The organism is Nocardia sp. NPDC003963 (genome assembly GCF_053605105.1).
Map to the genome: position 1 here is coordinate 56,883 of NZ_JBSGIP010000025.1, position 26,450 is coordinate 83,332.

Sequence of the window (26,450 nt, forward strand, 5' to 3'; positions counted from 1 at the left end):
CATCCAAATATTTAAATGGAAGAATACTTCAGGCTCGTCTCCATACCGGAGCGGTCGGCGATATCGCCTGCGCCATCGCCGGCCTGGTCGGTGCCCACACCCCGGAAGCGCTCGCGAAGGCGACCGGAATCCGGCTCGGCACGCTCTCCTCCGCCGGGACAGCGGCCTGCCGGTGATTCTGTGCGGAACCTCCCCCGCAGGCTGAAACACATTGCAACGACGACCTGCGACAGCACGATGCACACGCTCGGGACCCTCACGGTGACCAGGTACGACGCAGATCTCGGCAACCTGAGTTCGATCGCGAACGAGAACTTCTGCGTGCCAACAGCATTCGAAGGAACCAGGAGATCGCGGCCCATTCGTCGTCGGGACCCGGATGTCCCCCGGAAAACAAGCTGTCTCAGGACAGCTACGTCCGGAGTCGGCGGGTCTGCTCGACTTCCCGCCGTAGCGATCTCCGGCGACGACAGTTCAACTGACCGTCCGCCAGACGACGTCGCGGTCGCCGGTGCGCAGTGACTCGACTCGGCGACGGAGTTCGTGCGCGGCTCGAGGTGTGTCGGCCGCGATGCGGATGTAGGAGCCGAGCGTGTGGTACTCGGTGATATCCCGCAGTAGTGTCCAGCCGGACCATTCGAGCAGGTCGTAGCCGTATGTCCGGACGAACGCGACGCGGTCGGCGTGTGGAGTGTGGAAGTGGTCGGGCAGGGTGCCGACCAGGTCGAGTTCGCGGGGGCCGTAACAAGCGTTGTCCCAGTCGATGAGCACCCAGTCGCCGTTGTCGAGCACGACATTCTCCTCGTGTACATCGGCGTGGACCACCCCTCGGCCGAGCGGGAACCGGGTCGTCTCGAACGCCGCGATCAGATCGTCGGCTCGATTGCGGAGCCAGTCACGGTCCTGATCGCTCAATATCGGGTGCGCTCGCGCGGCATCTACCTGGAGTGCCTCGCGCAGCCGTCGCAGTGGGCGGTACTCAGGGAGCCGGAAGGGGGGTTCCGGTTGCTCGTGGAGGAGGCGAACAAGGTTCCCGATGTCACCGACAGCAGGATGGGTGGTCGAGGGCCGATACGGCCAGAATGTCGCCACCGCGCTGCCGGTCGGCATCGGCTGTTCGCCGGCCAGTGGATTCAGCGCGATCGGCTCCGCCGCCGTGGATGCCAGCCAGCGAGTGACGGCGACGCTGGTTGCGGCGCGAGTGCGGCGTAGGGGGGTGTCCGGGGCTAGGCGGACAACCACATCGTCGACCAGCCATACAGCGTTCGATCGCCGATGCAGAAGGTGCGCGGTGCTGGAATCCAGCCCATATGCACGGCAGGCTTTTTCAAGTTCAGAGCGGCCGGGTAGCGCGCTGTCCGCCGCCATGACTCACACTGCCAAGGCGACGGTGATATCGGCGAGGAGCGCCGAGACTTCCGGAGTGGAACGGTATCCGGCGGCAACAGTATCCAAGTCGCGCAGACGGGCATAGCAGCGCTGCGAGGACAACGCGGTGACCGCAGTGACGGCATCCTGCCCGATCCGCACCGCCGAGTCGATGTCACCGGCTCGAAACAGTGCGACGGCCAGAGTAGGTAGCACCACGGCACGGCTACGCTCATGCTCGGCCGGATGCCCCTCTGCCGCAACAGTCAGTTGAGCAGCCGCAGACTCGGCGAATTCCGGGTGTGTGAACGACAGCAGATAACGCGCATGGCCGTGTTGAGCAGCCATTTCCGCCCTGGTGACGACCCACGCCCAGGGTGGGGCCGTATTGATGCTCGCCGCCGCATAGCTGGCTTGGGAATCAGCCAGCGCGCGCTGAGTCGGTTCGGGTTCGCCGAGCGCGGCCCAGCACCACGCGGTGACCGTGTGGATATACCCGGCGGTGATGGGCGATACCGGATTACGGCGACTGGTGGAGGTGGCTGCGGCCAGCCGACAGAAAGCGAGTGCGTCTTTCGGTCGACCCAGGTGCAGGGCCTGGTGGGTCATATCTAGCAGGATGACAACCATGAGGTCGGTGGATCGGGGATTGTCGTCGGCGCGTTGAGCGGTGTGGAGGGCATATGTCCACAGGCGACGGGCGGCGTTGTGGTCCTCGACGTCGTAGGCGAGCCAACCGGCCATACTCGCCAGCTCGGCGGTGGCGAGTTGCAGCCGAGCTCGGACATTCGGGGTGCATACCGCGTCGTCGAGTGCGGCGACCTGGTGTAGCTGGCTGAGTGCGGCGCTGCGGCACAGTCCTCCGCCGTGGGCCAGATCCCAGCGACGGAATCCGTCGCTGATGGCTTCGATCGCGCCTATATCGGCGTCGCCGATACGGGGTCTGGTGACGGGGTCCAGCCGACCGGGCAGGATGCGAGCCAGTCGTTCGAGTTCCGGGTGCAGATGTGATCCGAGTGCGGCAGCGGTTGCCAGGGTGACGAAGTCTCTGCGGTTCACCCAGTCCACCTCCTCGCAAGCCAGGCTACCGATCGCTGGGTCGGTGGTCTCCACATGGAAGCCGAGCAGTTGCGCGGGGACAGCGAAGACTGTCGAGATGCGCGCGGCCAGTTTGGCTCCGGTCAACCGCCGTGTCCCGGCCTCTACCTCTGACACCCGTGCCTGGCTCAACCCGACCAGTGCCGCAAGTTGGGTTTGTGACATACCGGTGCAATCGCGGATCGCGGCGAAAACGGCGCCGAAGTTGTGCTCGGCCAACGCGGCCATCATCGTCCGGCTGGTGAAAAGGCCGACAGGCAAGGGGCGGCGGAACCCCGCCGCGCGCGCACATCCCGCGCACAAGTTCGCGGCAGTCTCGATCGCGGTCCCGTTCCCGCAGGAGCGGCACTGCTGTCGTTCTCCCATGAATCGACGCTTTCGATTGGGCGGAAAACTGTTTCAGCTCACCGTAATGCCCCTGTTCTGTTCGATAGGACCGAACACAACCGGTTTGCCGAGAACAGGCAATCCCCGCTGGGGATATCTCATATGGAGATTGGGGAACAGGCCGATCGCCGCGACGCTCAACGCGGCATCCGGGGCAGGGCCCCAGCTCGAACCGGACCCGATGACGACGACGCCGATGTGCCTGTCAGCAGTTGTTTTCGAGTGAGGGCGACGACCGTCCGACCCCGGATGCCCCACATCTATTTCAGGAGGGGTTACACGTTGACTGATCCGGACAAGCCGAGGCGGGCGGTTGCTCTGCTGAACTGCGACCACGACCCAGCAGCATATGAAGCACTGACACGGAACCACCGGCTGAAAATCGTCTACACGGTGCACACCGATGCCCCAGCCGTATTGGCCGCACTCATCGCCGTCCAGCACGCCCTCGAACATCTCGCCGACGCGGTGATAATCCCCCACCTCGGCACACTCGAACCCGGCACACCGTGGCTGGTGATCACGTCAGCAGCCGACCTGATCACCGGAGCGCAGGAGTACCCGCTGTGGTCCGCACTTTCCACCCCTCCGAGGCGCGAGCAGTGACCACCCTGGGATTCGCCGTCGCAATCGGCTTGCCGCTGGTCGTGCTGATACTCGCGGTCACGCTGCCGGAAAACCGTGAGTAGCCGGTTCCATTGCGTGGGCCGAGCGGCAGATCACCCACGCTCACAGGTTCCGGCAACGCAGCAGGGGCACCCCCGAAGGCCGAATACGGACCCACCAGTGTGCTCAGCCGGACCAGTCCCGCACTCGCGATTTCCGGCACTGATCCTGCGGTAGTCGACGAAGTCGTGCGCCGCACGCTCACCCTGCTTCCCGGACGGTAGGTGACCGCAGCCTTACGGAGTTCCCACCGATACGAGGACTACCTTGTGGTCGACTCTGTCCGATCCTGCGCCGCCCGCGGCGGCCGGCTGTATACCCTCGAGGGATGACCGACCTCGCCGACGGGCTTCGTGCCCGGCGGCGAGATAGGGGCCGAGTCATCCGCCGAGGGCGGTCCCGGCCGGGCCGAGGTCCAGGAACACCGTTTCGCCGTTGGCGTCGTCCAGGCCGTCGTTATCGGTGACCACGTACAGGTTCCCGTTACCTCCGACAGTGACGCCCTCGACCTTCTCCTGCACGAAACCGTTGGTCGCCCGCAGATCCGGCAGCAGATCCCGGACCTGCTTCTTCGGCAGGACCTCGGGAGCCTTCCCCGCCTCGGTCACTCCACCGCCGGTGGGGATCTCGACCCGGTAGATCGCCTTCGACGCGGCGGCCGGGCCGTTGAGCTTATCGCGTTCGAGGACGAGCAATCCGCCGTCGTGGACCACGATTTCGGATAAACCGATCCAGTCCCCTTCGGTGTCGGTGTTCTCCAACCGGTAGCCGAACCACTCCCACCGGCCGTCCGTGTAGCGGCCGATCCGGGCGACACCCTTCGGATCACCTTTCAGTTCCCGCTGTAACACCACCCAGACGGCGTCACCGTCGACGGCCACGCCTTCGAGTCCCTGACCGCCCAGCCCGGCCGCGATATCCGCGGGCAACGCGACGCGCTCTTCGATGCCGCCGTCGGCGCCGGCGAACACCAGTTCGTTCCCCGTGCCCTCTTCGCCTTCGACAGCCAGAACGAACCCGCCTTCGGGGCGGGCGGAGATACCTTCGATGTCGAGCGTTACCGGCGCACCGTTCTCGGTGATCGGGATCTGCTCGTCGATAACAGCCGGCTTACGCGAGGTATCGACGCCGAGGACCCGTGCCGGCCCGTAGGCGATATCGGTGGCGGTGAACAGCCGGTTCTCGTCGGCGGGGTCGGCGGACAGGGCACCGAGCGCGCCCCAGCCGATCGGCGCGCCGTCGGCTTCCGCCGAGACGATGGACGGGAATACCGGGGTGCCACCGCCTTCGGTGAAGGCCTCACCGAAGCCGTAGATATTGACCGCGGCCCGCACCCGGGCCTCGGCGTCATCGGTTTCCGACGCGACCACCAGCAGACCCCGCTGCGGGACCGGCACGATCCCTTCGGGCCCCGGTGTCGTCGGTAGCATCTGGACGAATTTCGGGTCGGTGACATCGCTGAGGTCGTAGACCGCGACGAAGTTGCTGCGCTCGGAGGCGACCAGCGCGGTCGGGCGCCCGCCGATCGCGGTAATCGCCAGGCCCTCGGGTTCCGGGCCCTTCGCCTCGGCCCGGCCTTCGTTGTGCAGGCCGGTCTGCACCGCCAGCCGCTCGAATGTGTTCCCGGCATCCCACACCACCGCACCGGTGGCGGCGTCGAAGATCGACCAGCCCCGGGTGCCACCCTTCCAGTCACCTTCGTTGGCGGTGGCCAGGTGGTCGTCGCCGATCCAGCCGATCGCGTCGGGCTCCCGCGGGGTCTCCGGGATGGAACCGGTCTGATCCAGCGTGCCGTCCTCGGCGGTATCGATTCCGTCCACCGCGACGGTCCCGGCGTCGAAGATCGACGACACCACTCCCGTCTTCCCGTCGATCACAGCGATCCCGTTGTTCTCCTGCAACGTCACCGCGACCTGGCCGCGGGAATTGACGGAGACATATTCGGGCTCGAGATCCTCGGGAGTGTCCAGGCCCGCGGCCCGCGCGGCTTCCACATCGAAATCGACCCTGCGCGTCTGCCACCGGGCCGGCGCCCCGTCGAGGTCGATGAGCTGGACGAAACCGGCCGGCGGCTGCGGCAGATCGCCCTCCTCGCCACCGGCGGGGGTGAACTCCTCGTCGCGCTGATTCTCCATCGCGACCGCGGCGAACGACCCGTCCGCGCTGATCGCGATCGAATCCGGTTGACCACCCAGATCGATACTGTGCACCCGGGTGCGGTCGCCGACCCGCACCACATCGAGGCGACCCGACGGTTTCGTGAAATCGCCGCCGGTCGTATCGACGACAACCAGCACGTACTCACCGTGCGCGATCACCGAGGTCGGCTGATCGTCGGCATGGCCGAGTTCGGCCAGCGACAGCGTGCCCAGTCCGGCCGGCGTCGCCGGATCGCGGATATCCAGGAACCCGATCCGTCTGGCGGTGGCATCGGTGTAGATGAGGGTGTTGCCGTCCGGCGTCACGGTGGAGATCTCGGCCACGGTCTCGGTATCGACCGGTTCCCCGGCAGGCCGGTTCGTGTACACCGGATAGGTGGCCAGCCGGTGGTAGCTCGCCGCGGCCGGCGGGTTCCAGTCGATCGGTGATCCGTCCCCGCCGGGCTCATCACTCGAGCAACCGACTGCCAACAGCGCTACGGCAGCGGCCACGGCCACCATCCGACTCGGATTCGACGTCGTCATAGATCCTCTGCTTCACACACCGACACGTATCCGCGCCAGCTTGGCGCCGTCAGATGAGCTCATGGCAACCGGTGGGCAACAACAAGTAAACGGACAAACGTCCAACTCGCCCGGAGGAGTCGGTGAGACGCTGCAACGCGAACGCTCGCTCCTCGGTAAGCGTGTGCACGACGCGGATGTGTCGTCTGTCGACGCGGGAGCTGTGGATGTCTCCGACGTTAAGCTTCTTCGATGCATGTGCAAGTAGTCCCGGGCGAAACGGTCGAAGTTCCCACACCGGATGCGACCGGTATGGACCGCCGGGCATTCGGCGAATTCATCGGTCCCCAGGGCGAACTCGCGTCGTACGCTTTCGGCTGGACCACGGGCGCCGATCCACACATCGCACGGTTCAGCGTCGGGATCGGTGCGGGTAACCCCGGCGGCGCGACCTTCCACGCCGTTGTCTTCGACAACGGCGATTCCCCCGCGTACGCACTCGTCGACGACCCGTTCGAGCAGGTGCCGCAGGGTGGCCCGGATCTGACCGCCGACCAGGCCCGCGCACACGAGGACCTGCCGTTCATCTGGTGGGTGGTCGACCGTGTCGTAGAGCACGACACCCGGACCCGGTGGATGCGCCACTGGCTGATGCAGACCCGGTCCGCGCAGACCCACCAGGTCTTCGACAAGCACGAGCCCATCCTGCGGGTGCACCACGACCCCGCCGGGATCTGGCAGCTGGCCGGAACTACCGATATCGACGGTGCCGGCCGGAGCGGGCATCTCCATCACGCCATCGACGAAGACCCCACCCTGATCGAGGTACTGGACCTGGAACCGGGCCGACGAGCTACCCGCTCCGCCCCCGGTCGACCGTGGCATCGGGACGACATATGACGGCGACCGATACCGCCGGACTCACCTACACGGCGGAGTTCACCGAGGCACTCGCCCGGTTGCACCGTGGGGAGAGTCTCTTCCTCACCGGTGAGGCCGGCACCGGCAAATCCACGCTCGTCCGCGAGTTCCTCGCCACCACCGAACGCAAGGTGGTCGTGGCCGCGCCGACCGGTATCGCCGCGCTGAACGTCGCCGGTCATACCATTCACAACCTGTTCTCGTTCCGGCCGGAGACCGGCCTCGAGGAGGTCCGTAGCGGCCGGTACTTTCCCGCGCGGTTCGCCCCCACCCTGCGCGAGCTCGACACCCTCGTCATCGACGAAGCATCGATGATCAGGGCGGATCTGTTCGATATGCTCGCGGCCGCGCTGCAACGGTTCGGCCCGCGGCGGGGTGCCGCGTTCGGTGGAGTGCAGATCGTACTGGTCGGCGATCTGTTCCAGCTGCCGCCCGTCGTACTGGACAGCGAGCGGGAATTCTTCACCACACGGTACGAATCGCCCTATTTCTTCTCCGCCGACTGTTTCACGCCGGAACGGTTCCCGACCATCGAACTGACCCGGGTTTTCCGGCAGGTCGGCGATGCTCGCCTGCTGGAGATCCTCGCGGCGATCCGCGCGGGCACGATCGACCCGCAGCTCCTGGCGGAACTGAATACCCGGACCGAAGCGGAGTTCCGGCCGCCTGTCCACGAGTTCTGGCTGACCCTGACCACCACCAACAAGAGCGCGGACCGCCGGAACCGGGATCGACTCCGCCTGCTGGAGCAGCCCGAAATCATCTGCCGGGCCGTGGAAACCGGGGAGCTGGACGGCTTCGACCGGCCGACCGAACGGGAACTCACCTACAAGGTCGGCGCGCAGATCATGCTGCTGACCAACGACGGTATGGGCAGATGGGCGAACGGCACGATAGGACAGGTCGCCGGGCATCGGGCAGAGGAAGGCAAACCGGTCGTCACGGTGAAGCTTCCCTCCGGTATGCGGGTGGAGGTGCGACCGCACACCTGGGAGATCACCCGGCCGGTGGTCGAATCCGGAGCGCTCCGCAACGAAGCCGTCGGCACCTATACCCAGCTACCGTTCCGGCTCGCCTGGGCCATCACGATCCACAAGGGGCAGGGCCAGACACTGGACCGGCTCGTCGTCGATCTCACCGGTGGAACGTTCGCCGACGGGCAGCTGTATGTCGCGCTCAGCCGCTGCACCTCGATGGCGGGTCTGGTCCTGCGGCGTCCCGTCGCGGCCAAGGATCTGAAGACCGATCTGCGGGTACGGCGATTCCTCGGGACGGGCGAGCGGGCCCCGGCCGCACTGGGTCCGGTGTACCTGGGTGTCTGCACGGTCGGCGACGAAGGACGGCGTGATCATCCGAGGCCGGTGGAAATCGCCCTGATCACCGATGACGGGAGCGAGATCACTACCCTGATCAACCCCGAGCGCGATCTCGGAGCCGCGCGCGCGGCGTACGGTATCGCCGCCGCCGATGTACTCCTGGCACCGACCCTGCCCCTGGCCTGGGCCGCGCTCGCGCCGTATCTGGAAGGCCGGACGCCGATCGGCGCCGATATCGACCGCTACCTCCGCTGTATCGACACCGAACTCAAACGCAACGGTTCGGCGGTCGCGATACCCATCGGCACCGAGCTGAGCCCGGCCGAGCTGACACCGGCGGACCGGGACCGGCTCGACGCACCCCGCGCGATCGACCGCGCCCGTGCAGTCCGCGATATCGTCGCGCGCCGGCCGGTGCCACCGCCGAGCGCCGGCGTTTTCCCGACCGCCGCCGCCGCGACCGGATATCTGCTGTGCCGGGGCGGCGGGCCGGACTGTTTCCGGGCGGACGGCATCCTTCCCGCCGACCGGAACCGCGAACAAATCCTCGCCGAACACCTACACGCCGCGGCGGCGAAAATCCGGCCCGACGACCACACCCGAGCTCTGCTCCGCGACCTCGAACACATACTCCGATATCCCCTGCTCGACCCCGATTCCACCACGGCCTCGGCCGATCTCACCGCGGTCCTGGTGCCCGGCGCACGGGTCTGCTTCACCGGAAGCTTCACCGACGACACCGGAATCCCCTGGGAACGGGTCGATCTGGAACAACTGGCCGAAGAGCGCGGACTCGCCCCCGTAGCAAGTGTCACCAAGACGAAGTGCGAGGCACTGATCGCCGCCGAGGCCGGCACCCAGTCCGGGAAGGCCAAACAGGCGATCAAATTCGCGAAACCGATCTTCACCGCCCAGCAGTTCCTCACCTGGACGCGGCGGCGGTAGCCGTAGCACGGCCGACGGGATCAGATCGCCGAGGTGCCGCCGTCGACCGCCAACTCCATACCGTTGACATAGGACGAGTCGTCCGAAGCGAGAAACAGCGCGACCGTGGCGATCTCCTCGGGCCGGCCCATCGTCCCCCGCGGGATCAGAGCCTCGAACTGCGCCTTGGTCTCCGCGTCGAAGATCTGCTCCTGGATCGGCGTGGCGATTTGGCCCGGGCTCAGCACATTGACTCGGATCCGCCGGTCCTTGAGTTCGTACAGCCACACCCGGGCGAGTGCGTGCAGCGCGGCCTTGCTCGCCGCGTAGACGCTGTAATCGGGCCAGCCCTTGACCGAGGCGATCGACCCGGTCATGAAGATCGATCCGCCGTCGTTCAACAGCGGCAACGCTTTCTGCACCGTGAACAACGTGCCGCGCGTGTTCAACCCGAAGGTCCTGTCGAAATGCTCCTCGGTGATCTCGCCGAGCGGAGCCGCCTCTCCTATCCCGGCACTCGCGTACAGCACATCGATGCTGCCCTTCTCCCGTTCGACCGTCTCGAACAGACGGTCCAGGTCGGCCAGATCGGAAGCGTCGCCCTGCACGCCGGTCACATTGCGCCCGATCAGCGCGACGGCCTCGTCCAGCGGCTCTTTCCGCCTGCCGGTGATGAAGACGTACGCGCCTTCTTCGACGAACAGCGCGGCGCTCGCCAACGCCAGACCGCTCGATCCTCCCGTGACTACCGCGACCCTGCCATCGAGCTTTCCCATGACCACTCTTCCATTCCCATGATCGAGCAGATCCGCGCCGATGCACGGCCGCACGCCGCCGACGGACATCACGCACACCGCGTGTCACCACACAGAACCCACTAAGTAAACATATCGGTTTACGTAAGCTATCCGCCCATCGACCGGAACGCAAGCTAAGTACACCCATCGTTACCCGACTTGTATCCTGGAGCGGTGACCGAGCTGGAGAAGGGCCCCCGAGGCCGACGTCGTGGCCGGGGCGCGCGCGAGCGCATCCTCGACGCCGCACAACAGCTGTTCCGCGAACAGGGCATCAACAACACCGGTATGGACCAGCTCTGCTCGGCGGCCCAGGTATCCAAACGCACCGCCTACCAGCACTTCACCAGCAAAGACGAACTCGTCGCCGAGTACCTGCGCCGGCACGATCCCGACACCATGCCCGAAGTGTTCGACCGCACCGATCTCACTCCGCGGGCGCGGTTGCTCGCCGCTTTCCAGAAACAACCGTCGGAACCACCGCACGAGGTACGACCGCTGTGCCCCTTCCTCGCAGCCGCCGTCGAAATCACCGACCCGCACCACCCGGCGCGCGACCGCGCCCACGACTACAAGGCATCCGTCGCCACCCGCTTCACCGAAACCGCCCGCGAAGCCGGAGCCACCGACCCCGAACAACTCGGCGAACAACTGGCACTGCTCCTCGACGGCGCCTCGGCCCGCTCCCGGGCACTCGGTAGCGAAACCCTCCCGACCGCCGCCGCCATCGCCGCCCTGCTCATCGACAACGCCCTCCCCGCGGAACCGCCGGGACAGTCCGCGAACTGAGCACGACACGGCCCGGACAAAGACTCGAGAACTCGAGCACGACCTGGACGATGCGCGATCGAGTTCACAATGCCGACCTCGGCTACTCGACAGCTCCTCGACCGGAAAATCGGTAGCCCGGATCGCCCAGCACATGACGAACATCCCCGGGACAGCCTCCAGGGGTCGTTCTGTGGCGGATTGCGGTCAGCGCACGAGATCGCAGTGCTTCAGCTTGTGCCCTCGCGGCACCTTACGGTTCGCATCGGCCTGAGCCTCTGCCTTGGTTCGGCCGGTACCGAAAACCGGTTCGCCCGTGGCTTCGTTTCGCAAGTTCATCAAATAGCATTTCACGGTCACCGTCTTCTTCGGCTTCGTGAAATCGAATTCGCTCGCGACCACGCCCGGTGCGTCGGTCGGGAATAGGCTCATCGGCGCGGAATGCGCCGGAGCCACCGGAATCACCAGCATCCCGGCGAGCACGGAACCGGCCAGCACACGTTTGATGACGAACATCGAGAGCCCCCTATCGGTATCGAGTACCGTGAGGATATTCGTCAACTACCCTGTAGCGCAACCACTTCAGCGGGATCGGCGCCGGTGGAGCGGCGGCCGGGCCGCTTGTCGCCCGAGCCGAAACGGGTGTATATATCACTCCTATGACCATGTTCCGGGGAAGCGTGCACATCTACGGCACGATGGACGACGCTGTCCGGCTCGTCTCGATCTACGCAAAGCGAATGGCGCTCGAAATCGGCGAGGAACCCACGTATTTCTCCGTGAAAGAAGACTGGTTCGATTCTTTCAGGCTCGTGGAACAGTGGCTCCAGTACAACGAGGAACTCACTTCGGACGATCTGCCCGAGCAGCGGAAGGTTCTGCAGATCAGCTGTATATCCGAGGTGCCGACAGCATCGGAACCCGATCGATTCATCGAGAACACAATTGATGCGACACTGACCGAGTTCTATCGTGGCGGCGGAAAACCAGAAATGGGTGACCCGGCTTCCATTCCCTGGGGTAGCTCTTCGGACCAGCTCGACGAAGAAGAGACCGAACGTTTCTTGAAACGTTTTCCCGCCGCGTCCGACCCGGCACCCGGTCAGTCCGGCTGAGCGAGCCGACCGCAGCGGAACAGGCCGCGCGGGAACAGGCCGGGCGAGGTCCACTCGACTCACGATCGAGGTGAGCAGTGGCATCTGAACATCACAGCTGATCGGTGAGCGGTCATCGGAATCCACCGTCGTCCTACTCGCGGCCGGCTCGATATTCACCACCATCTCCGCATCGCGATACTTCACCGGCCGCGGCTCCCCTTCACCCCCGGCCCGCGGCAATCGGCGCATTCAGCTGGATCGACGGCCGGGAAGGGTCGAAAGATTAGGTGTGCGGACGGTTTCGGGGGCGGGGGTGCTCGTTCGACCGGACCAACGCGACGATGGTTCGGTGGACAAACTTCTGGTGCTGGTGAACGGGTTACCGGGTTCCGGTAAATCGGCCCTCGGCACGGCGCTGGCCGGGGCCCTACCGGCGGCATTCGTCTCGAAGGACGCCGTCAAAGAGGCGCTCGCGGGCTGTGTCACCGGGATCGATACCGAGCGGGACCTCGGCGGGATCGCGATGGATACCGGCTGGGCACTGGCCCGCGCCGTACCGCGGGACGTAGTCGTGGACTCCTGGTGGTTCCGGCCGCGCGATCTCCGGTTCGCGCGCGCCGGGATCGAGCGAGTGGCGCCCGGCCGGTTCGTCGAGATCTGGTGCGATGTACCACCCGAGGTGGCGCGGGCGCGGTACGCCGGGCGGCGGCGGGCCGCGCTGTACCGGGACGAACAGCGCCTGGCCGAGGATTGGGACAGGTGGGCGGCGCAGGCGGTGCCGCTGGGACTCGGGCCGGTGTGCGTGGTCGATACGACGCGGCCGGTCGACCATGTCGATCTGGTGCGCAGAATCGGGCGGGTGGCGGCGAAACCGCGCTCTCGGAAATGAACTGCCCGGCTGCGACCGGAACGTGACTATCGGGCCGGGAGCCGGGCGAGCACCGCGAACATGGTCACCGACAGGTGATAGTCGCCGGCCGCGATACCCGCTTCGATGGCGGCCACGAGCTCGTCGCGCTCCTGCTCGGTGATCACTTCCGCGGCCACGGCGCTCCCACCCACCTCGCCGAACATCGGGCGCGCGGTGGCCGGGTCGAAGATCACCGCCTCCGAACCCATATCGTCGATCTCGAAACCGGCCGCGACGAGCAGTCCGCGCAGCAGGCGGCCGGACCCGGCGTTGGGGACGGCACCGAGCATCGCGGTGGTGATACGCGCGACGACCCCGGGGTCACCGGGATGCAGGACGGCGGTGTGCCAATCGCTGTCCACGAGCACCACCCGGCCGCCCGGCCGCAGGACCCGGGCGATCTCCGCGGTGGCGGCGGCCGGATCGTCCAGATGCTGGTAGACGCGCTCGCAGCGGACCGCGTCGAAGGAATCGTCGGCAAACGGCAGGTGGTAGGCGTCGGCTTCGACGAATCGGCACCGCGTCCCCGCCGCGGCGGCCCGCGCCCGCGCCACCGCGAGCATGGCGGGATTCGGTTCGACTCCGACGGCCTGCCCGCCGGACCCGACGCGGCGCGCGAACTCCAGCACCTCCGACCCGGTCCCCGAGCCGATATCGAGAGCTCGCTCCCCCGCACCGACGGCCAGCGCCGCGTGCGCCCAGTGGCGCATCCGCCGGATACCGGGCAATCCGGCCTGCAGATCGAGCGCGGCGATCAGCACCGCCGTCGGATCGGCGCCGGACGTCGCGTCCGCGGCGCGCGTGGCCGCGATGGCGTCCAGATGAAACGACGGTGTCCAGGCAGGCTCCGCGTGTTCGCTCGGCACGGATTCCGACATTAGCGGGAACGTGGCGCCATAACGCCTGGTGAAGGGATCGATTCGGTGGAGGTTTGCCGGTGGACGCGCGATCGGGCGGGACCGGAGGTCACGGCCGGGACACGGCGGCGGTTCGGATCGGCCGGGGTGGCGGGTGTCCGTCAGCGGAGTCCGGGGGTGACGGGTCGTGCACACTCGTTCGGGACTGATGCGGCCGTCTCGCCCGCTTCCCGGAAGCCGCGGAGCGAGGAAGGGCGGCTCGCACTCGACGGGACCGACTCCGACGCGGCCGAGGCCGTCGATGCGATGCCGCGTCACCGAATCGACCGCGCCCTGCGCGAAATGACCACGCGGGCAGAGGGTTCGCCGTGAATCCATCCGAGATGCCGGTGAATCCCGGATCCTCTCCGGGATTCGGGTATCGATCGGCACGCCCACGCGGACGTAATCGGCTGCGGGACGGTCGGACCGGGCCGATCCGAGGCACGCGGAGCACCGGGGCCCCGGCAGAGCGGGTGAGAGATTCGAAGTGCCGCCAATCGACTGAGAGAAAACCGATCTCGCTGTAACACTCTCGCACCCGCCGGACATATGTGAGCGTAATGATCCTCGTCCCGAACCCGGGACACCACCGAAAGGAACACTGTGAGATCCAGATTCAGCACCTTCGCCGCCGCCGTTTCGATCGCCGCGGCCGGCGTGGGTATTGCGGCCGGTGCCGCTTCCGCAGCACCTGTCGCGCTGACCGAAGCGGTGCCTGTCACCGATGACGGGGGCACGGGCACTCCGGGCGCGACCACCGGGTCCGCAGACCTGCTGCCGGCGCTGCTGCCCCTGCTGACCGGCTCCGCCGCCGGCGGCGATACCGGTACCCCCGAATAAGAAGTACCCCTGTGCATCCTCCCGTCGATTTCTGCGGCCCCTGTTCGCCGGGCGTGGCCGCTCCGGTGAGGATGTAGTGCACCACCCCAAAACTGCGTAGGTCCCGGACAATTCGCTCCGCGACCGGCCGGACCCCGGAAAGCCACTGGCTTTCCGGGGTCCTGGTTTTTCTTCAGCTGGTCTTCCGGCGCTCCGGAGTGAGGGTCAGCGCTTCCGGTACGGCGGCGAAGGCGGCGCGGATACGGTCGGCCAGCGCGCCGATCTCGAATTCGCCGCGTTCGGCGCTCCACGCGTCCAGTGCGCGATGGAACGCGGCTACCGCGATATCGAGTGCCAGGCGGGGCCGGAGGTCGGTGGGCAGACCGGTGCCGTAACGGGTCCGCAGAATTTCCAGCGCCTCGCGGACCGTCCGGTCGCAGAACTCGAGATTGTTCGCGGCCATCGACGGCGTGGACTGGGCCAGGCGGTGGCTGTGGACGGCCCGGGTGGCCCAGCCGTCGGCGGGCATACGATCCACCGCCGCCAGCAGACTGTCCCGCAGGGTCCGGTACAGCGGTCCGGTACCGGGTTCGCGGGTCGCCAGATCGGCGAGGAAAGCCGCCCACAGATCCCGCAGCGGTGCCATGGCGACGTCTTCCTTGCTGGTGAAGTTGCGGAAGAAGGTCCGCTTGGATACGTCGACGGCATCGCAGAGTTCGTCCAGTGTGGTGCTGTCGAATCCGCGTTCGGCGAACAGTTCCAGAGCAGTGTCGACCAATGCCTGCCGGGTACGGAGCTTCTTACGCTCCCGCAGCGGTAGCCGGTCGATCGCAACGTCGGCCATACCCAGAGGATAACGAGCCGACGCCTCTCGTTTCCTATCGCCCCTTGACGCCATTTGCCACTAAGTGGCACTTTAGGGGAAGGGCCGCCGGGCGAACGGCGGGCACCGAGCCGACACCCACCCGAAAGGCGCTGCCCCATGCAGGCATTGATCGTCGACCGCTCCGCTCCGTCCGGATTGCGTATCGGGGAGGTTCCCGATCCGGTGCCGGAACCACACCAGGCCGTCGTCCGGGTCACCGCCACCTCGCTCAATCACGGTGAGGTCCAGATCGGGATCGCCGGGGCGGCCCCGGGGACGGTCCTGGGCTGGGATGCGGCGGGCATTGTGGAACGCGCCGCCGCCGACGGCTCGGGGCCGACCGCCGGCACCCCGGTGACCACCCTCGGCTGGACCGGCGCGTGGGCGCAGTTACGAGCCGTGGATACCGGACTGATCGGCACGGCCCCGGCGGGCGCCGATCTCGGGGCACTCAGCACGATCCCCGTCGCGGCCACCACGGCGCTGCGGGCCCTGCATCGGCTCGGACCGATCCTCGGCCGCCGGGTGCTGGTCACGGGAGCGACCGGCGGCACCGGAAGGTACGCGGTCCAGCTGGCCGCGCTCGGCGGCGCGCAGGTCGTCGCGGCGACCGGCGATCCGGCAGCGCACGCTCCCGGTCTGCGTGAGCTGGGCGCGGCCGAAGTCGTCACCCGCCCCGGCGCGCTGCGGGAACCGGTCGACGGCGTGATCGATCTGGTCGGCGGGAGCCAGCTCGTCGACGCCTACGAACATCTCGCCGAGGACGGCACCCTGGTGGCGGTCGGCCACGCGGCGGGCGCGGACGAGACATTCCCGTTCGGAGCGTTGTTCGGCGACAACGGGCGGCACAACCGGTCCATCACCTCGTTCTTCCTCCTGGCCGACACCGCGCTGGGCCGCGATCTGACCTGGCTCGCCGGACAGGTGGCGGCCGGGATCCTGCATCCGAATATCGCCTGGCGAGGTGACTGGTCCCGGGCCGGTGAAGCGACGCAGGCACTGCTGTCGCGACGCCTGCACGGCAAAGCGGTGCTCGAAGTGAGCTGAGTCCGCAGTAACCGGCCGCTCTGTTCACCGCGACCGCACGGCAGCGTCCCGGCGCCGGAAGAGGTTCCGGCCGAGCGGGTCCGGGGCCGCCGTTCGGCTGCCGCTTGTGCGCGGCCGATATCGCGGCCTATAGTCGCCGTGATCCGATCGGAGCTCCCCGGAAGTACAGCCGCAGAGTGGGAGCCCGCGCCCGGACGATCCGGGCGATGGAGTGGGCGGCGTTATCTGCCCACCCATTTTTCCGGAGGAATTCCATGCATATCGGAATCGGATTGCCGATCGCCGACCCCGCCGCCCTGCTCGAATGGGCGCGGCGGGCCGATGCCGGGCCGTTCTCGACACTCGGCCTGCTCGATCGCCTCGTCTACGACAATCCCGAACCGCTGGTCGCGCTGTCGGTGCTCGCCGGTGCCACCGGCCGGGTGCGGATACAGACCGAGGTACTGCTCGCTCCCCTGCGCGATACCGCGCTGCTCGCCAAACAGGTGTCGACGCTGGACCGTATGTCCGCGGGCCGGCTGGTACTCGGACTCGGCGTCGGCGGCCGCGCCGACGATCATCTGGCGGCGGGTGTCGATCTGCGCGGCCGTGGGCGCCGGATGGACGAACAATTGGCGCACCTGCGCGATCTGTGGTCGGGCGAGCCGTTCGGCGCCGGCTGCGGCCCGATCGGGCCCGCACCGGTCCGCCGCGGTGGGCCGCCGATCCTCTTCGGCGGCTTCCGGCCCGTCGCGCTGGAGCGGGTCGCCCGCTGGGGCGACGGCTTCCTGTCCGCGGCCCCGGCGCAGTGGTGCGAAGAGCTGTTCGATTCGGTCCGCAGGTCCTGGCACGAGTACGGACGCACCGGGGAACCCCGGATCGTCGCCCAGGTGAATATCGCGCTCGGCCCGGAGTCCGTCGTCGAGGAGGCACGGGCGGCCATCGGCGCCTATTACGCGTTCACGGACTGGGCCGAGAACATGGTGTCGGGGATGCGGACGACCCCCGACGAGATCCGGGCGACGATACGGCAGTTCGCCGATCTCGGGGCCGACGAGGTGATGCTCTACTGCTATGGCACCGATCCCGACCAGGTCGACCGGCTGGCCGACGTGGTCGGCTGAGCCTCCGGCGCCGAGCTTCCGCCGCGATATCCGGGACCGCCGGGGTGAAGTAGCGGCCGGCGAGCCGAGTAGCGGGAGCGCCTCGCTACTCGGCGACGCGGATTCGGCGCGATGAGTGACGCCGGGTTCCGGCCACGTCAGCGGGATGCGGGGCCGACTCCGCCCGCGGCGGAGGGTAGAGTTGCCGCGCCGAGTGCTCGCCGACCACCGATGTCCGGCGGTAGGGCCGGTTCCGGATGTCGTTTCGGTACGACTCCGCCCCACCCGTTCGGCTTCCTCGGATATGCCGCGCCGGATCGAGATCGGCGTCGCGCGGCCGGAGCCGCGTACTCAGTGAACGGAGAGCGACCGTGCCGACGGTAGTTCGTACCGGCCGGCCCGCCGGATCGGTGACAGCGGCGCTGCGCAGCCCGAAACAATTACGTACCGAGGTATTGGCGGGGCTGGTGGTAGCGCTGGCCCTGATCCCGGAGGCGATCGCCTTCTCCGTTATCGCCGGTGTCGACCCACGAGTCGGCTTGTTCGCGTCGTTCACCATGGCGGTCACCATCGCGTTCACCGGCGGTCGCCGCGCCATGATCTCCGCGGCGACCGGCGCGGTCGCGTTCGTGGTCGCGCCGGTCGTTCGCGAACACGGGCTCGACTATCTGCTCGCGACGGTGATCCTGGCCGGGATCCTGCAGATCACGCTCAGTGCGGCGGGGGTCGCGAAACTGATGCGGTTCATCCCGCGCAGCGTGATGGTCGGCGTGGTCAATTCGCTGGCGATCCTGGTGTTCCTCGCCCAGCTCCCCCAGCTGATCGGCGTCCCGTGGCTGGTGTATCCGCTGGTGGGGGTAGGAATGACGATTATCGCGCTACTGCCCCGAATCACCACCGCCGTCCCCGCGCCGCTGGTGGCGGTGATCGCGCTGACCGCGGTCACGATGGCGTTCGGACTGCACGTTCCCGATGTCGGTGGCGCGGGCGATCTGCCGTCCGCGCTGCCGGTCCCGCTGCTTCCGCAGGTACCGCTGAACTTCGAGACGTTGCGGATCATCGCGCCCTACGCGTTCGCGATGGCCGTGGTCGGGCTGCTGGAATCGCTGATGACCGCCAAGCTCGTCGACGAGATCACCGATACTCCATCGGACAAGACGCGGGAGAGCTGGGGCCAGGGCATCGCCAATATCGTCACCGGTTTCTTCGGCGGCCTGGGCGGCTGCGCGGTGATCGGCCAGACCGTGATGAATGTGAAGGTCTCCGGTGCCCGCACCCGTATCTCGACCTTCCTGGCCGGTATTTTCCTGCTGATCCTGGTGGTCGGGCTGGGCGGGCTGGTGGCGCGGATCCCGATGGCGGCACTGGTGGCGGTGATGATCATGGTGTCGGTCACCGCGATGGACTGGCATTCGCTGGCCCCCGCGACACTGCGGCGGATGCCGATCGCCGAGACGGCCGTGATGCTGCTGACCGTCGGTGTCACCGTCGTCACCCACAATCTGGCCTACGGCGTGGTCACCGGTGTCATCACCGCCATGGTCGGCTTCGCGCACCGGGTCGCGCACTTCACCGAAGTCGTACCCACCGATCCCGACGCCACCACCCGCGTGTACAAGGTGCGCGGCGAACTGTTCTTCGCCTCCAGCAACGATCTCGTCCACCGATTCGACTACAGCGGTGACCCGCCCAATATCGTGCTCGATATGTCCGAGACACATATCTGGGATGCCTCCGCGGTGGCCACACTGGACGCCATCACCACCAAATACGCCGCCAAGGGCAAGCGGGTGGAGATCCGCGGCCTGAATCCGGCCTCGGTCGCCCGGCACCAGCGGCTGTCGGGCCATCTGACCGGCGGGCACTGAGCGGGCCGTCGCCGCGCGAGACCGGCAGCGGCGACGGCGGTCTCGCCCGTAGCCTGGGGAGAATCGGACGGCCGGCCGAGCTGCGGACGCTCGACCTGGTCAGCGCACCGGAGTTGATCTATCCGCACTGGCACCAGGCCGAGATACCCGCGCAATTCCGCGGTCCGGCCGATCGGGTGCTGCACCGGGGAGCGTGACGCCGCCCGGTCCCGCGCGGACCCGGTACGGAGTGATCGACCCCGGTACGGATAGATCGACACGGAGAACGTACTCCCGCCGGCGCCCGACCCGGCCCTATCCGCGAGCTTCCGGCCCGGCGGCAACGGGTGGACCACCACTCGCCGAGCCCACCGATCGAGAAGCGCCGGGGCAGTACACACCTCAGACGGTGAACGGTGTTCGCGCAGTATGGGATTCAGGGGCGCAGCAAGAAGTCGACGAGGGCCGCCCGTTCGGCGGCCGCCGACCGCCCGGCACGCGGTGAATTCGACAGATGCAGTGCGCCGATACCCATCGCGAACATCCACTCCGCCCGCCGATTCGCGGTCTCCGGGTCGAATCCTCGATCCAGGAACGCCTGCCGCACCGCCCGGCGGGCCCGGCGGTCGGAGGCGCGCGTACTCGCGGCCGCGCGGGGATCCGAACGGGCCCATTCGCGCATGGCTCGTTCCAGCGTCCAGTGCCGCGGACTCGCGAGCAGTGCCATCATCGCGATCAGCCGCTCCCGCGGCGGTTCGGTGGCCGAGGCCTCCAGCTGCCGGTGTTCCCGGTCGCGCCAGCCGCCCCAAGAGGTCACCAGCGCGTCCTTGAAGGCGGGGATATCGGGAAAATGGTGGTAGAAGCTACCTTTGGTGACACCGAGGCGCCGGCAGACATCGTCGAGTTTGAGTGCCCGGAATCCCTCTTCGGCCAGGATCGTATATCCGGTCTGCAACCAATCCTCGACCGTCAACTGGACAGCACCCCGAGCTCGCGCCATCGGGTCAGCCTAGAGGGTGGGCCGAGCGAAACCCATTCCGCGGACGGTTCCCGGCCACCACCTCCGGCGGTTTCACTCCGTGTCGCGGACTGTCCCGGTGCCCGGGACCCGACCCGCCGCGCGGGCTTCGATACCGGCGACGATCGTATCGGCGACCAGCCGGGCATGACGGCGTACCGCCCGCTCGGAACGGGGATCGGCCGGAGCCATCCGGGTTGCCAGCGGGAGCAGCGCGAAGGGCGCGGTGGCACCGTGGGCGATGAGGAAATGCAGGGTGCGCAGATCGTCGCGGTTCAGGATCCGCTGCGCGACGAGGGGTTTCAGCGGTTCGGCGAGCAGCACCAGCATCGGTTCGATGTGACGGTCGTAGAGGTAGGTCAGGCGAGGTCCTTCGATCGCCGATTCCATACTGATCAACCGCACCACGTCGGGGTATTCGGCCTGGAGCTCCAGGAAGCGGATGATGCCCGCCCGGAATTCGGTGAGCGGGGGCAGGTCGTCGCGTTCGGACCGGATCTTCAGCAGGGTGACGGCGTTGGCGAAGATCCAGTCCACCACCGCATACCACAGCGCCTCCTTGGTCCCGAACCGCTGATGGATCAGGTTGTGGCTCACCCCGAGTTCCCGGTTGATCGCGGCCACCGAAGTACCGGCGAAACCGTCGCGCGCGAAAACCCGCAGCGCGGCGGTCAGGATCTCATCCGCGGAGGCCGGTGAATCACCGGCGGGTGGCCGGCCCCGGCCCTTGCGCGGCCCCTGCGTTTCCGTTGCGACCTCTGCGTCCATGAAGCGAATTATATTGACAGCTATCAATTTCTCTGCGAGGGTGACAGCGATCACAAAGCTGCGCGGTGTGGCGGATCGCGGCGGGGCGGCCACGGCCACCGTGCGCGACGGCGGCACATCCGACGAGGACGGGGTACTCCATGGAATCCTTTGTGCACCTGCGGAAAGGCACCACTCCCGACCGGTTGCACGCCGATCTCGACGGTCTCAAGGACGACGAACTGGGTCGTGGGGGGTTCACCGGGCGAACCGCCCAGCTGTACCGGCGCAACGAACCGATGGGTTATCGCGCGCAGGGCCCGCTGGCCCCGGTCGATATCCTCGCCGACGCTCTGGAACCCACCGATTCCACCGACCCCGCCGGGTCGCCGCTGCTGTTGTTCGCCAATGCCGACTGCCGGATCCTGCTGAGCCGCCGCGGCCGGGAGATGCCGTTCTTCGCGCGCTACGTCGACGGCGATCTGCTCTCGTTCGTGCACAGGGGAACCGGCCTGCTGGAGACCGAGTTCGGACCGATGCGCTACCGCGAAGGCGATTGGGTCTACATCCCGAAGGCGTGTACGTTCCGCCAGGTCCCCGACAGCGAATCGACCTGGCTGATGATCGAGGCGACCGAAGAGTTCCGCGTACCACCGGCGGGCCCGCTGGGCCGCCACTTCCCGTTCGACCCGAGCCGCATCGTCGTACCCGAACCGCAGGCCATGGACGACGACGGCCGCGACGAGTACGAAGTGCGGCTGATCCACGAGGGCGGACCGACTTCGCTGTTCTACCGGCACCATCCACTCGATGTCGTGGGCTGGCAGGGCGACAACTTCCCGTTCACCTTCAATATCGCCGACTACAACGTCGTACTCTCCGATACCGTCCATCTCCCCGCCACCGTTCATCTGTTCATGCAGGCCACCGGGGTGTATGTGATGAACTTCCTGCCGAAACGGGCCGAATCGGCGCCGGGTACCGAAACGATCCCCTGGTATCACCGCAATGCCGACTACGACGAGATCGCGTTCTTCCACGGCGGTGATATGTACGGCGTACCGATGCCGCCGGGGTTGATCTCCCACGCGCCGCAGGGTGTCCATCACGGCGCGCCGGAGAAGATGCGCGAGCGCGCCCGCCGCAAACGCGAGGAGATCACCCATATCGGGTGGACCACCATCGCGATCGACACCCGGCGCCGGCTCACCCCCTCCCCCGAGGTCGTGGCCGGCAACCTCGGCGCGCACTGAGAACAGGTCGGCCGGCCCCACGCCCCCGGCCGCCCGTTCCGCCTCGAGCACGGATCGCCCCGCATTCTCCCGAAGCAGCGAAAGACGAAGGCAGGCAACGATGTCGCATCATGTCGAACGCGTCCCGTATGTGGTCGCCTACGCGAACACCTCCGGCACCCGGGACGCCTACGGCGGGCTCACCGAGATGGTCACGCTCGATTCGATCCTGGTGAAACCGAAAGACGTGCCGTCGGACACGGTGCTGGTGCTCATGCATCCCGTATCCAGCGGCACCTACCTGCCCATCGTCACCGCGCTCGCCCGGGCCGGGCATCACATCATCGTCTGCAACAGCCGCTACCGCGGCGCCGACGCGGCCCTGCTCATGGAGAAAGTAGTGCAGGACCTGGGGGAATGCATACGCGATGCCAAGAAGCGGCTCGGTTACGACAAGGTCGTCCTGGCCGGATGGAGCGGAGGCGGCTCGCTCTCGGTGTACTACCAGCAGCAGGCGCAACATCCGACCGTCACCGCCGCCCCCTCCGGCGACGGACCGGATCTCACCGCACTCGACCTGATCCCGGCCGACGGCATCCTGCTCATGGCGGCCCATATCAGCCGCCACCACACCCTCACCGAATGCCTGGACCCGTCGATCCTCGACGAAACCGATCCGGCGCGCCGCGATCCCACACTGGATCTCTACAACCCGGACAACCCCGACCGCCCGCCCTACAGCCCGGAGTTCGTGGCCCGGTATCGGCAGGCACAGCACGACCGGAACCGCCGGATCACCGCCTGGGTGAAGGAGAAACTCGCGACGATCCAGGCCTCCGACCGGCCACAGGACGAGTTCTGTTTCGTCGTGCACGGCACCATGGCCGACCCCACCGTGCTCGATCCCACGCTCGACCCCAACGACCGCGAACCCGGTGAGTCCTATCTGGGCGAACCGCGGGAGGTGAATACCGGAGCGTTCGGCCTGGCCCGGTTCACCACCCTGCGCAGCTGGCTGTCGCAGTGGAGTATCGACGACGCCCGCGGCGACGCGGTGGCCTGCGGTCCGGATATCGCGGTACCCGCTCTGGTCCTCTACAACGCCGCCGACAATGTGTGCACACCCTCGCACGCGCACCGGATCTATGCGGCGCTCGGCTGCGCGGACAAACAGCTGCACGAGATCGCGGGCGCAAACCACTACTATCTGGGCGCGGATCAGCGGGAACCACTGGGTAGGGCGATCGCGCTGATCGACGGCTGGCTGCGCGACCGCACGCTCGCCCCGAGCCGGTGACCGAATGCCGGTGCGCTCGACTCGGCAGATCCGTCCCGCTACGCGGTCCCGAGTGGCGGCGGACGACCGGTTTCGAACCAGCCGATCGGCAGGGACGCCGTATCCAACTCGACCGTGGAGGCGTTGATGAGGCCCGGCCACGCCTCGCCGGTGATGGCACCGTTTTCACATATCTCTCGCCACCGCGCAAGCGCACCGTCGACAGCTGTGTCGCTGAGCCCGGCATCCCGCCACGCGGCGCGCAGATGCTCCGGATCGAGTGATCGGACAGATTCCAGCACGTCCGCACTCAGTTCGACGTGCTGGAACTGTTTCACGAAATCGGAACGTATGCCGAACCGGGAGTCGGGGGTTTCCGGAAAGGAAAGACTGTTGTCGATCGCCACGATCCCACCGTGGCGATCGGTGCGAAAGTTGCCCAGATGGCGATCCGTATTGCCCATGATGTAGTCGAGGACCGCCATCTGTTCGCGTTGGACCCTCGGATAACGGCGATAAGCCGCATCGAGTTCGTCCTGCCGCATCAGCCGCGCGACCTCGGCTTTCGATGTGATGCTGTCCCCATGCTTCGCGGTCGGCTCCCGAGTGAGAAAGCCCTCCCTGCCGATGCGCCGGGAGGCCAGGAGCGGGTGACTCGGCCGCGAGAAGACCCACTGCATATTCGAGCCCTCGCCGAACGGGCCTTTCAGCAGGCCGGTGGGAGGTATGCGGCCGAAGCCCAGCGCTTCGTCGAGCCGGAAGGCACTCACATCCCGCGCCGCGAGATGTCCGGCCCCCGCGGGGATCCCATAGCGCAGGCGGGTGACTCGGCCGTGCGCGAACAACGGAAAGTTCTCGAGGTAGCTCGGCTTGTACACCGATCGTGATCCCCCGGGGCCGGCGGCCAGATAGGTGGCGCTCACGCCCCCTCCCAACGGCTGCGGCTTGTTCGCACCCGTGGATTGCATGGCCTGCTCGAACGCTCCGGGCCGAAAGCGCTTGTCCTTCGCTGTCAAGCCGTCGGTCCCGGCCCGCAGATGGTCGGCAGTGCGCTTACCGAATCCCGCGAAACCGGCCCCGGTCGACTCGACGGCTTTCAGTATTCGATCCCGGATGGCACCACACTTGTTGTGAAGCCCCAACCCCATCTCCTGAGCGGATCAGATAGAAACCGAAGCCGTTCGGCCGGTCGATCCGAAGTCGCTTGTTCGCTCAACCTGTCGGGTGAGCATAGATGATTCGGCTCGCGCCCGAACAGAACCCCCGAATTTCCAGCAGCGGAGAGGGTTTCGCCGTCGGGTACGAGATCCGAGCAGCGGCCGAACAGGAACACGCTATGCTGCCCGACCGATATCCGGCCTCGGTCGGCGCTCGGCAGCGACACCGGAGATAATGCCGCGATGGACTCCGCGACAACCGGTGCGCTCGACGGTATCCGGGTGCTCGAGATCGGCACCCTGATCTCCGGCCCCTTCGCCGGCCGCCTACTGGGTGATATGGGTGCCGAGGTGATCAAGCTCGAACCCCCCGACGCCCCCGACCCGCTACGCACCTGGGGGCAGGCCGAACTCGACGGCAACCACTTCTTCTGGACGGTGCACGCGCGCAACAAGAAAGCCATCACCCTCAACCTGCGCGAGGACGCGGGCCGGGACCTGTTCCTGGAGCTGGCCGGGCGATCCGACATCATCGTCGAGAATCTGCGGCCCGGCACGCTGGAGCGGTGGGGACTGGGCTACGACGTGCTGCGGGAACGCAATCGCGGCATCATCCTGGTCCGGGTCTCCGGGTACGGGCAGACCGGTCCGGAAGCAGGTAAGGCGGGGTACGCCTCGGTCGCCGAAGCCGCCAGCGGGCTGCGCCATATGAACGGTTTCCCGGGCGGCCCACCGCCACGGCTCGCACTCTCCCTCGGGGACAGCCTGGCCGGAATGTTCGCCGTCCAGGGCGCGCTCGCGGCGCTGTACCGGCGCACGGTCACCGGTGAAGGGCAGATCGTCGACGCGGCACTCACCGAGGCCTGTCTCGCGGTCCAGGAATCCACCATCCCGGACTACGACATCGGCGGGGTGGTGCGCGGTCCCTCCGGGACCCGGCTGGAAGGTATCGCCCCGTCGAACATCTACCCCACCGCGGACGGCAGCTGGGTGGTGATCGCGGCCAACCAGGACACGGTGTTCCGGCGGCTGTGTACCGCGATGGACCAGCCGGAACTCGCCACCGACGAACGATTCGCGAACCACACCGCACGCGGTCGCAACCAGGACGAACTCGACGCCGTCATCGGAGAGTGGGCGCGGCGCCGGCAACCCGCGGAGATCATCGCCACGCTGAGCGCGGCCGGGGTGATCAGCGGGCCGATCAACACGGTCGCCGAGGTCGTCGCCGATCCGCAGCTGAACGCACGCGGCATGATCGCCGATCACTACGACGAACGGATCCGGCGGAATGTGAAGGGCCCGGGCGTGATCCCGGTGCTCTCCGCCACACCGGGGACAATTCGCAATGCCGGATCGGCCCGGCCGGGCCAGCACAACGACGAGGTCTACTCCGGGCTGCTCGGGAAATCCGCGGCCGAGGTGGCGGCGCTGCGCGCCCGGGGAATCGTCTAGGGCCTGTCCTGTAATTCATCGCAACCAGAGCACGATCGCGGCGATGGTGAGTTCGGCCTGGTAGTAAGCGGCACGCTTGGCGTAACGGGTG

At 67.3% G+C, this 26,450-nt stretch carries 24 protein-coding genes; 13 read left to right on the plus strand and 11 right to left on the minus strand.

From position 1 onward, the window contains the following. Nucleotides 1-11 precede the first annotated feature (11 nt). The 3 genes from ACWEWT_RS27530 to ACWEWT_RS27540 form a co-directional block, all read right to left on the minus strand. Nucleotides 12-362, minus strand: a complete 351-nt coding sequence (locus ACWEWT_RS27530) for a hypothetical protein (RefSeq protein WP_452563207.1) — start codon at nucleotides 360-362, stop codon at nucleotides 12-14. 112 nt (nucleotides 363-474) lie between these two features. Next, complete coding sequence (locus ACWEWT_RS27535; RefSeq protein WP_452563209.1) at nucleotides 475-1,368, minus strand: phosphotransferase family protein; 894 nt, start codon at nucleotides 1,366-1,368, stop codon at nucleotides 475-477. 3 nt (nucleotides 1,369-1,371) lie between these two features. Continuing rightward, nucleotides 1,372-2,697 (minus strand): helix-turn-helix domain-containing protein, encoded by a 1,326-nt coding sequence (locus tag ACWEWT_RS27540; protein ID WP_452563211.1) that lies wholly within the window; start codon nucleotides 2,695-2,697, stop codon nucleotides 1,372-1,374. A gap of 258 nt (nucleotides 2,698-2,955) precedes the next feature. On the opposite strand from ACWEWT_RS27540, the gene ACWEWT_RS27545 reads away from it, so the two are divergent. After that, nucleotides 2,956-3,459: a hypothetical protein gene (locus ACWEWT_RS27545; protein WP_452563212.1), complete on the plus strand. Its 504-nt coding sequence runs from the start codon at nucleotides 2,956-2,958 to the stop codon at nucleotides 3,457-3,459. 440 nt (nucleotides 3,460-3,899) lie between these two features. On the opposite strand, the gene ACWEWT_RS27550 is transcribed toward ACWEWT_RS27545, so the two are convergent. Further along, nucleotides 3,900-6,203, minus strand: a complete 2,304-nt coding sequence (locus ACWEWT_RS27550) for an esterase-like activity of phytase family protein (RefSeq protein ID WP_452563213.1) — start codon at nucleotides 6,201-6,203, stop codon at nucleotides 3,900-3,902. Between the two features lie 231 nt (nucleotides 6,204-6,434). Between ACWEWT_RS27550 and ACWEWT_RS27555 the strand changes: the two genes are divergently transcribed. Both ACWEWT_RS27555 and ACWEWT_RS27560 read left to right on the plus strand, forming a co-directional pair. Then, the gene (locus ACWEWT_RS27555; protein ID WP_452563215.1) at nucleotides 6,435-7,082 is read left to right on the plus strand and encodes a hypothetical protein; all 648 of its coding nucleotides are present in this window, start codon (nucleotides 6,435-6,437) and stop codon (nucleotides 7,080-7,082) included. Further along, nucleotides 7,079-9,364, plus strand: coding sequence for an AAA family ATPase (locus tag ACWEWT_RS27560; RefSeq protein WP_452563217.1), 2,286 nt, complete (start codon nucleotides 7,079-7,081; stop codon nucleotides 9,362-9,364). The genes ACWEWT_RS27555 and ACWEWT_RS27560 overlap by 4 nt, the downstream gene beginning before the upstream one ends. 20 nt (nucleotides 9,365-9,384) lie before the next feature. Here ACWEWT_RS27560 and ACWEWT_RS27565 read toward each other — a convergent pair whose 3' ends face one another. Then, complete coding sequence (locus tag ACWEWT_RS27565) at nucleotides 9,385-10,119, minus strand: SDR family NAD(P)-dependent oxidoreductase (protein WP_452563219.1); 735 nt, start codon at nucleotides 10,117-10,119, stop codon at nucleotides 9,385-9,387. A 195-nt stretch (nucleotides 10,120-10,314) separates the two neighbouring features. Here ACWEWT_RS27565 and ACWEWT_RS27570 point away from each other — a divergent pair, with 195 nt between their 5' ends. Then, a complete protein-coding gene (locus ACWEWT_RS27570) occupies nucleotides 10,315-10,929 on the plus strand; it encodes a TetR/AcrR family transcriptional regulator (protein ID WP_452563220.1) in 615 nt (204 codons plus the stop codon). Between the two features lie 186 nt (nucleotides 10,930-11,115). Here the strand turns inward: ACWEWT_RS27570 and ACWEWT_RS27575 are convergent, their stop codons facing one another. Beyond that, complete coding sequence (locus ACWEWT_RS27575) at nucleotides 11,116-11,424, minus strand: hypothetical protein (RefSeq protein WP_452563221.1); 309 nt, start codon at nucleotides 11,422-11,424, stop codon at nucleotides 11,116-11,118. Nucleotides 11,425-11,567: 143 nt separating this feature from the next. On the opposite strand from ACWEWT_RS27575, the gene ACWEWT_RS27580 reads away from it, so the two are divergent. Beyond that, a complete protein-coding gene (locus ACWEWT_RS27580) occupies nucleotides 11,568-12,023 on the plus strand; it encodes a hypothetical protein (protein WP_452563222.1) in 456 nt (151 codons plus the stop codon). 331 nt (nucleotides 12,024-12,354) lie between these two features. Beyond that, the gene (locus tag ACWEWT_RS27585) at nucleotides 12,355-12,894 is read left to right on the plus strand and encodes an AAA family ATPase (protein WP_452563224.1); all 540 of its coding nucleotides are present in this window, start codon (nucleotides 12,355-12,357) and stop codon (nucleotides 12,892-12,894) included. A 26-nt stretch (nucleotides 12,895-12,920) separates the two neighbouring features. Here ACWEWT_RS27585 and ACWEWT_RS27590 read toward each other — a convergent pair whose 3' ends face one another. Continuing rightward, nucleotides 12,921-13,793, minus strand: a complete 873-nt coding sequence (locus ACWEWT_RS27590) for a methyltransferase domain-containing protein (RefSeq protein ID WP_452563225.1) — start codon at nucleotides 13,791-13,793, stop codon at nucleotides 12,921-12,923. Nucleotides 13,794-14,417: 624 nt separating this feature from the next. On the opposite strand from ACWEWT_RS27590, the gene ACWEWT_RS27595 reads away from it, so the two are divergent. After that, nucleotides 14,418-14,654, plus strand: coding sequence for a hypothetical protein (locus ACWEWT_RS27595; protein ID WP_452563226.1), 237 nt, complete (start codon nucleotides 14,418-14,420; stop codon nucleotides 14,652-14,654). Between the two features lie 172 nt (nucleotides 14,655-14,826). Here the strand turns inward: ACWEWT_RS27595 and ACWEWT_RS27600 are convergent, their stop codons facing one another. After that, complete coding sequence (locus tag ACWEWT_RS27600) at nucleotides 14,827-15,477, minus strand: TetR/AcrR family transcriptional regulator (RefSeq protein ID WP_452563228.1); 651 nt, start codon at nucleotides 15,475-15,477, stop codon at nucleotides 14,827-14,829. A 138-nt stretch (nucleotides 15,478-15,615) separates the two neighbouring features. Between ACWEWT_RS27600 and ACWEWT_RS27605 the strand changes: the two genes are divergently transcribed. The 3 genes from ACWEWT_RS27605 (at nucleotide 15,616) to ACWEWT_RS27615 (ending at nucleotide 19,495) form a co-directional block, all read left to right on the plus strand. Continuing rightward, nucleotides 15,616-16,545, plus strand: a complete 930-nt coding sequence (locus ACWEWT_RS27605) for a zinc-binding dehydrogenase (RefSeq protein WP_452563230.1) — start codon at nucleotides 15,616-15,618, stop codon at nucleotides 16,543-16,545. A gap of 254 nt (nucleotides 16,546-16,799) precedes the next feature. Next, on the plus strand, nucleotides 16,800-17,648 hold the full coding sequence (locus ACWEWT_RS27610) for an LLM class flavin-dependent oxidoreductase (protein WP_452563232.1): 849 nt from the start codon (nucleotides 16,800-16,802) through the stop codon (nucleotides 17,646-17,648). Nucleotides 17,649-17,884: 236 nt separating this feature from the next. Then, nucleotides 17,885-19,495, plus strand: coding sequence for a SulP family inorganic anion transporter (locus ACWEWT_RS27615; protein ID WP_452563234.1), 1,611 nt, complete (start codon nucleotides 17,885-17,887; stop codon nucleotides 19,493-19,495). 415 nt (nucleotides 19,496-19,910) lie between these two features. Here ACWEWT_RS27615 and ACWEWT_RS27620 read toward each other — a convergent pair whose 3' ends face one another. Beyond that, the gene (locus ACWEWT_RS27620; RefSeq protein WP_452563236.1) at nucleotides 19,911-20,474 is read right to left on the minus strand and encodes a TetR/AcrR family transcriptional regulator; all 564 of its coding nucleotides are present in this window, start codon (nucleotides 20,472-20,474) and stop codon (nucleotides 19,911-19,913) included. 72 nt (nucleotides 20,475-20,546) lie between these two features. Next, nucleotides 20,547-21,260, minus strand: coding sequence for a TetR/AcrR family transcriptional regulator (locus ACWEWT_RS27625; RefSeq protein ID WP_452563238.1), 714 nt, complete (start codon nucleotides 21,258-21,260; stop codon nucleotides 20,547-20,549). 140 nt (nucleotides 21,261-21,400) lie between these two features. On the opposite strand from ACWEWT_RS27625, the gene ACWEWT_RS27630 reads away from it, so the two are divergent. Next, nucleotides 21,401-22,492, plus strand: a complete 1,092-nt coding sequence (locus ACWEWT_RS27630) for a homogentisate 1,2-dioxygenase (protein ID WP_452563240.1) — start codon at nucleotides 21,401-21,403, stop codon at nucleotides 22,490-22,492. Nucleotides 22,493-22,592: 100 nt separating this feature from the next. Then, complete coding sequence (locus ACWEWT_RS27635) at nucleotides 22,593-23,768, plus strand: alpha/beta hydrolase (RefSeq protein WP_452563241.1); 1,176 nt, start codon at nucleotides 22,593-22,595, stop codon at nucleotides 23,766-23,768. 38 nt (nucleotides 23,769-23,806) lie between these two features. Here the strand turns inward: ACWEWT_RS27635 and ACWEWT_RS27640 are convergent, their stop codons facing one another. Continuing rightward, the gene (locus tag ACWEWT_RS27640; RefSeq protein ID WP_452563243.1) at nucleotides 23,807-24,895 is read right to left on the minus strand and encodes a hypothetical protein; all 1,089 of its coding nucleotides are present in this window, start codon (nucleotides 24,893-24,895) and stop codon (nucleotides 23,807-23,809) included. 252 nt (nucleotides 24,896-25,147) lie between these two features. Here ACWEWT_RS27640 and ACWEWT_RS27645 point away from each other — a divergent pair, with 252 nt between their 5' ends. Next, on the plus strand, nucleotides 25,148-26,359 hold the full coding sequence (locus tag ACWEWT_RS27645) for a CaiB/BaiF CoA transferase family protein (RefSeq protein WP_452563245.1): 1,212 nt from the start codon (nucleotides 25,148-25,150) through the stop codon (nucleotides 26,357-26,359). Nucleotides 26,360-26,450: the final 91 nt, after the last annotated feature.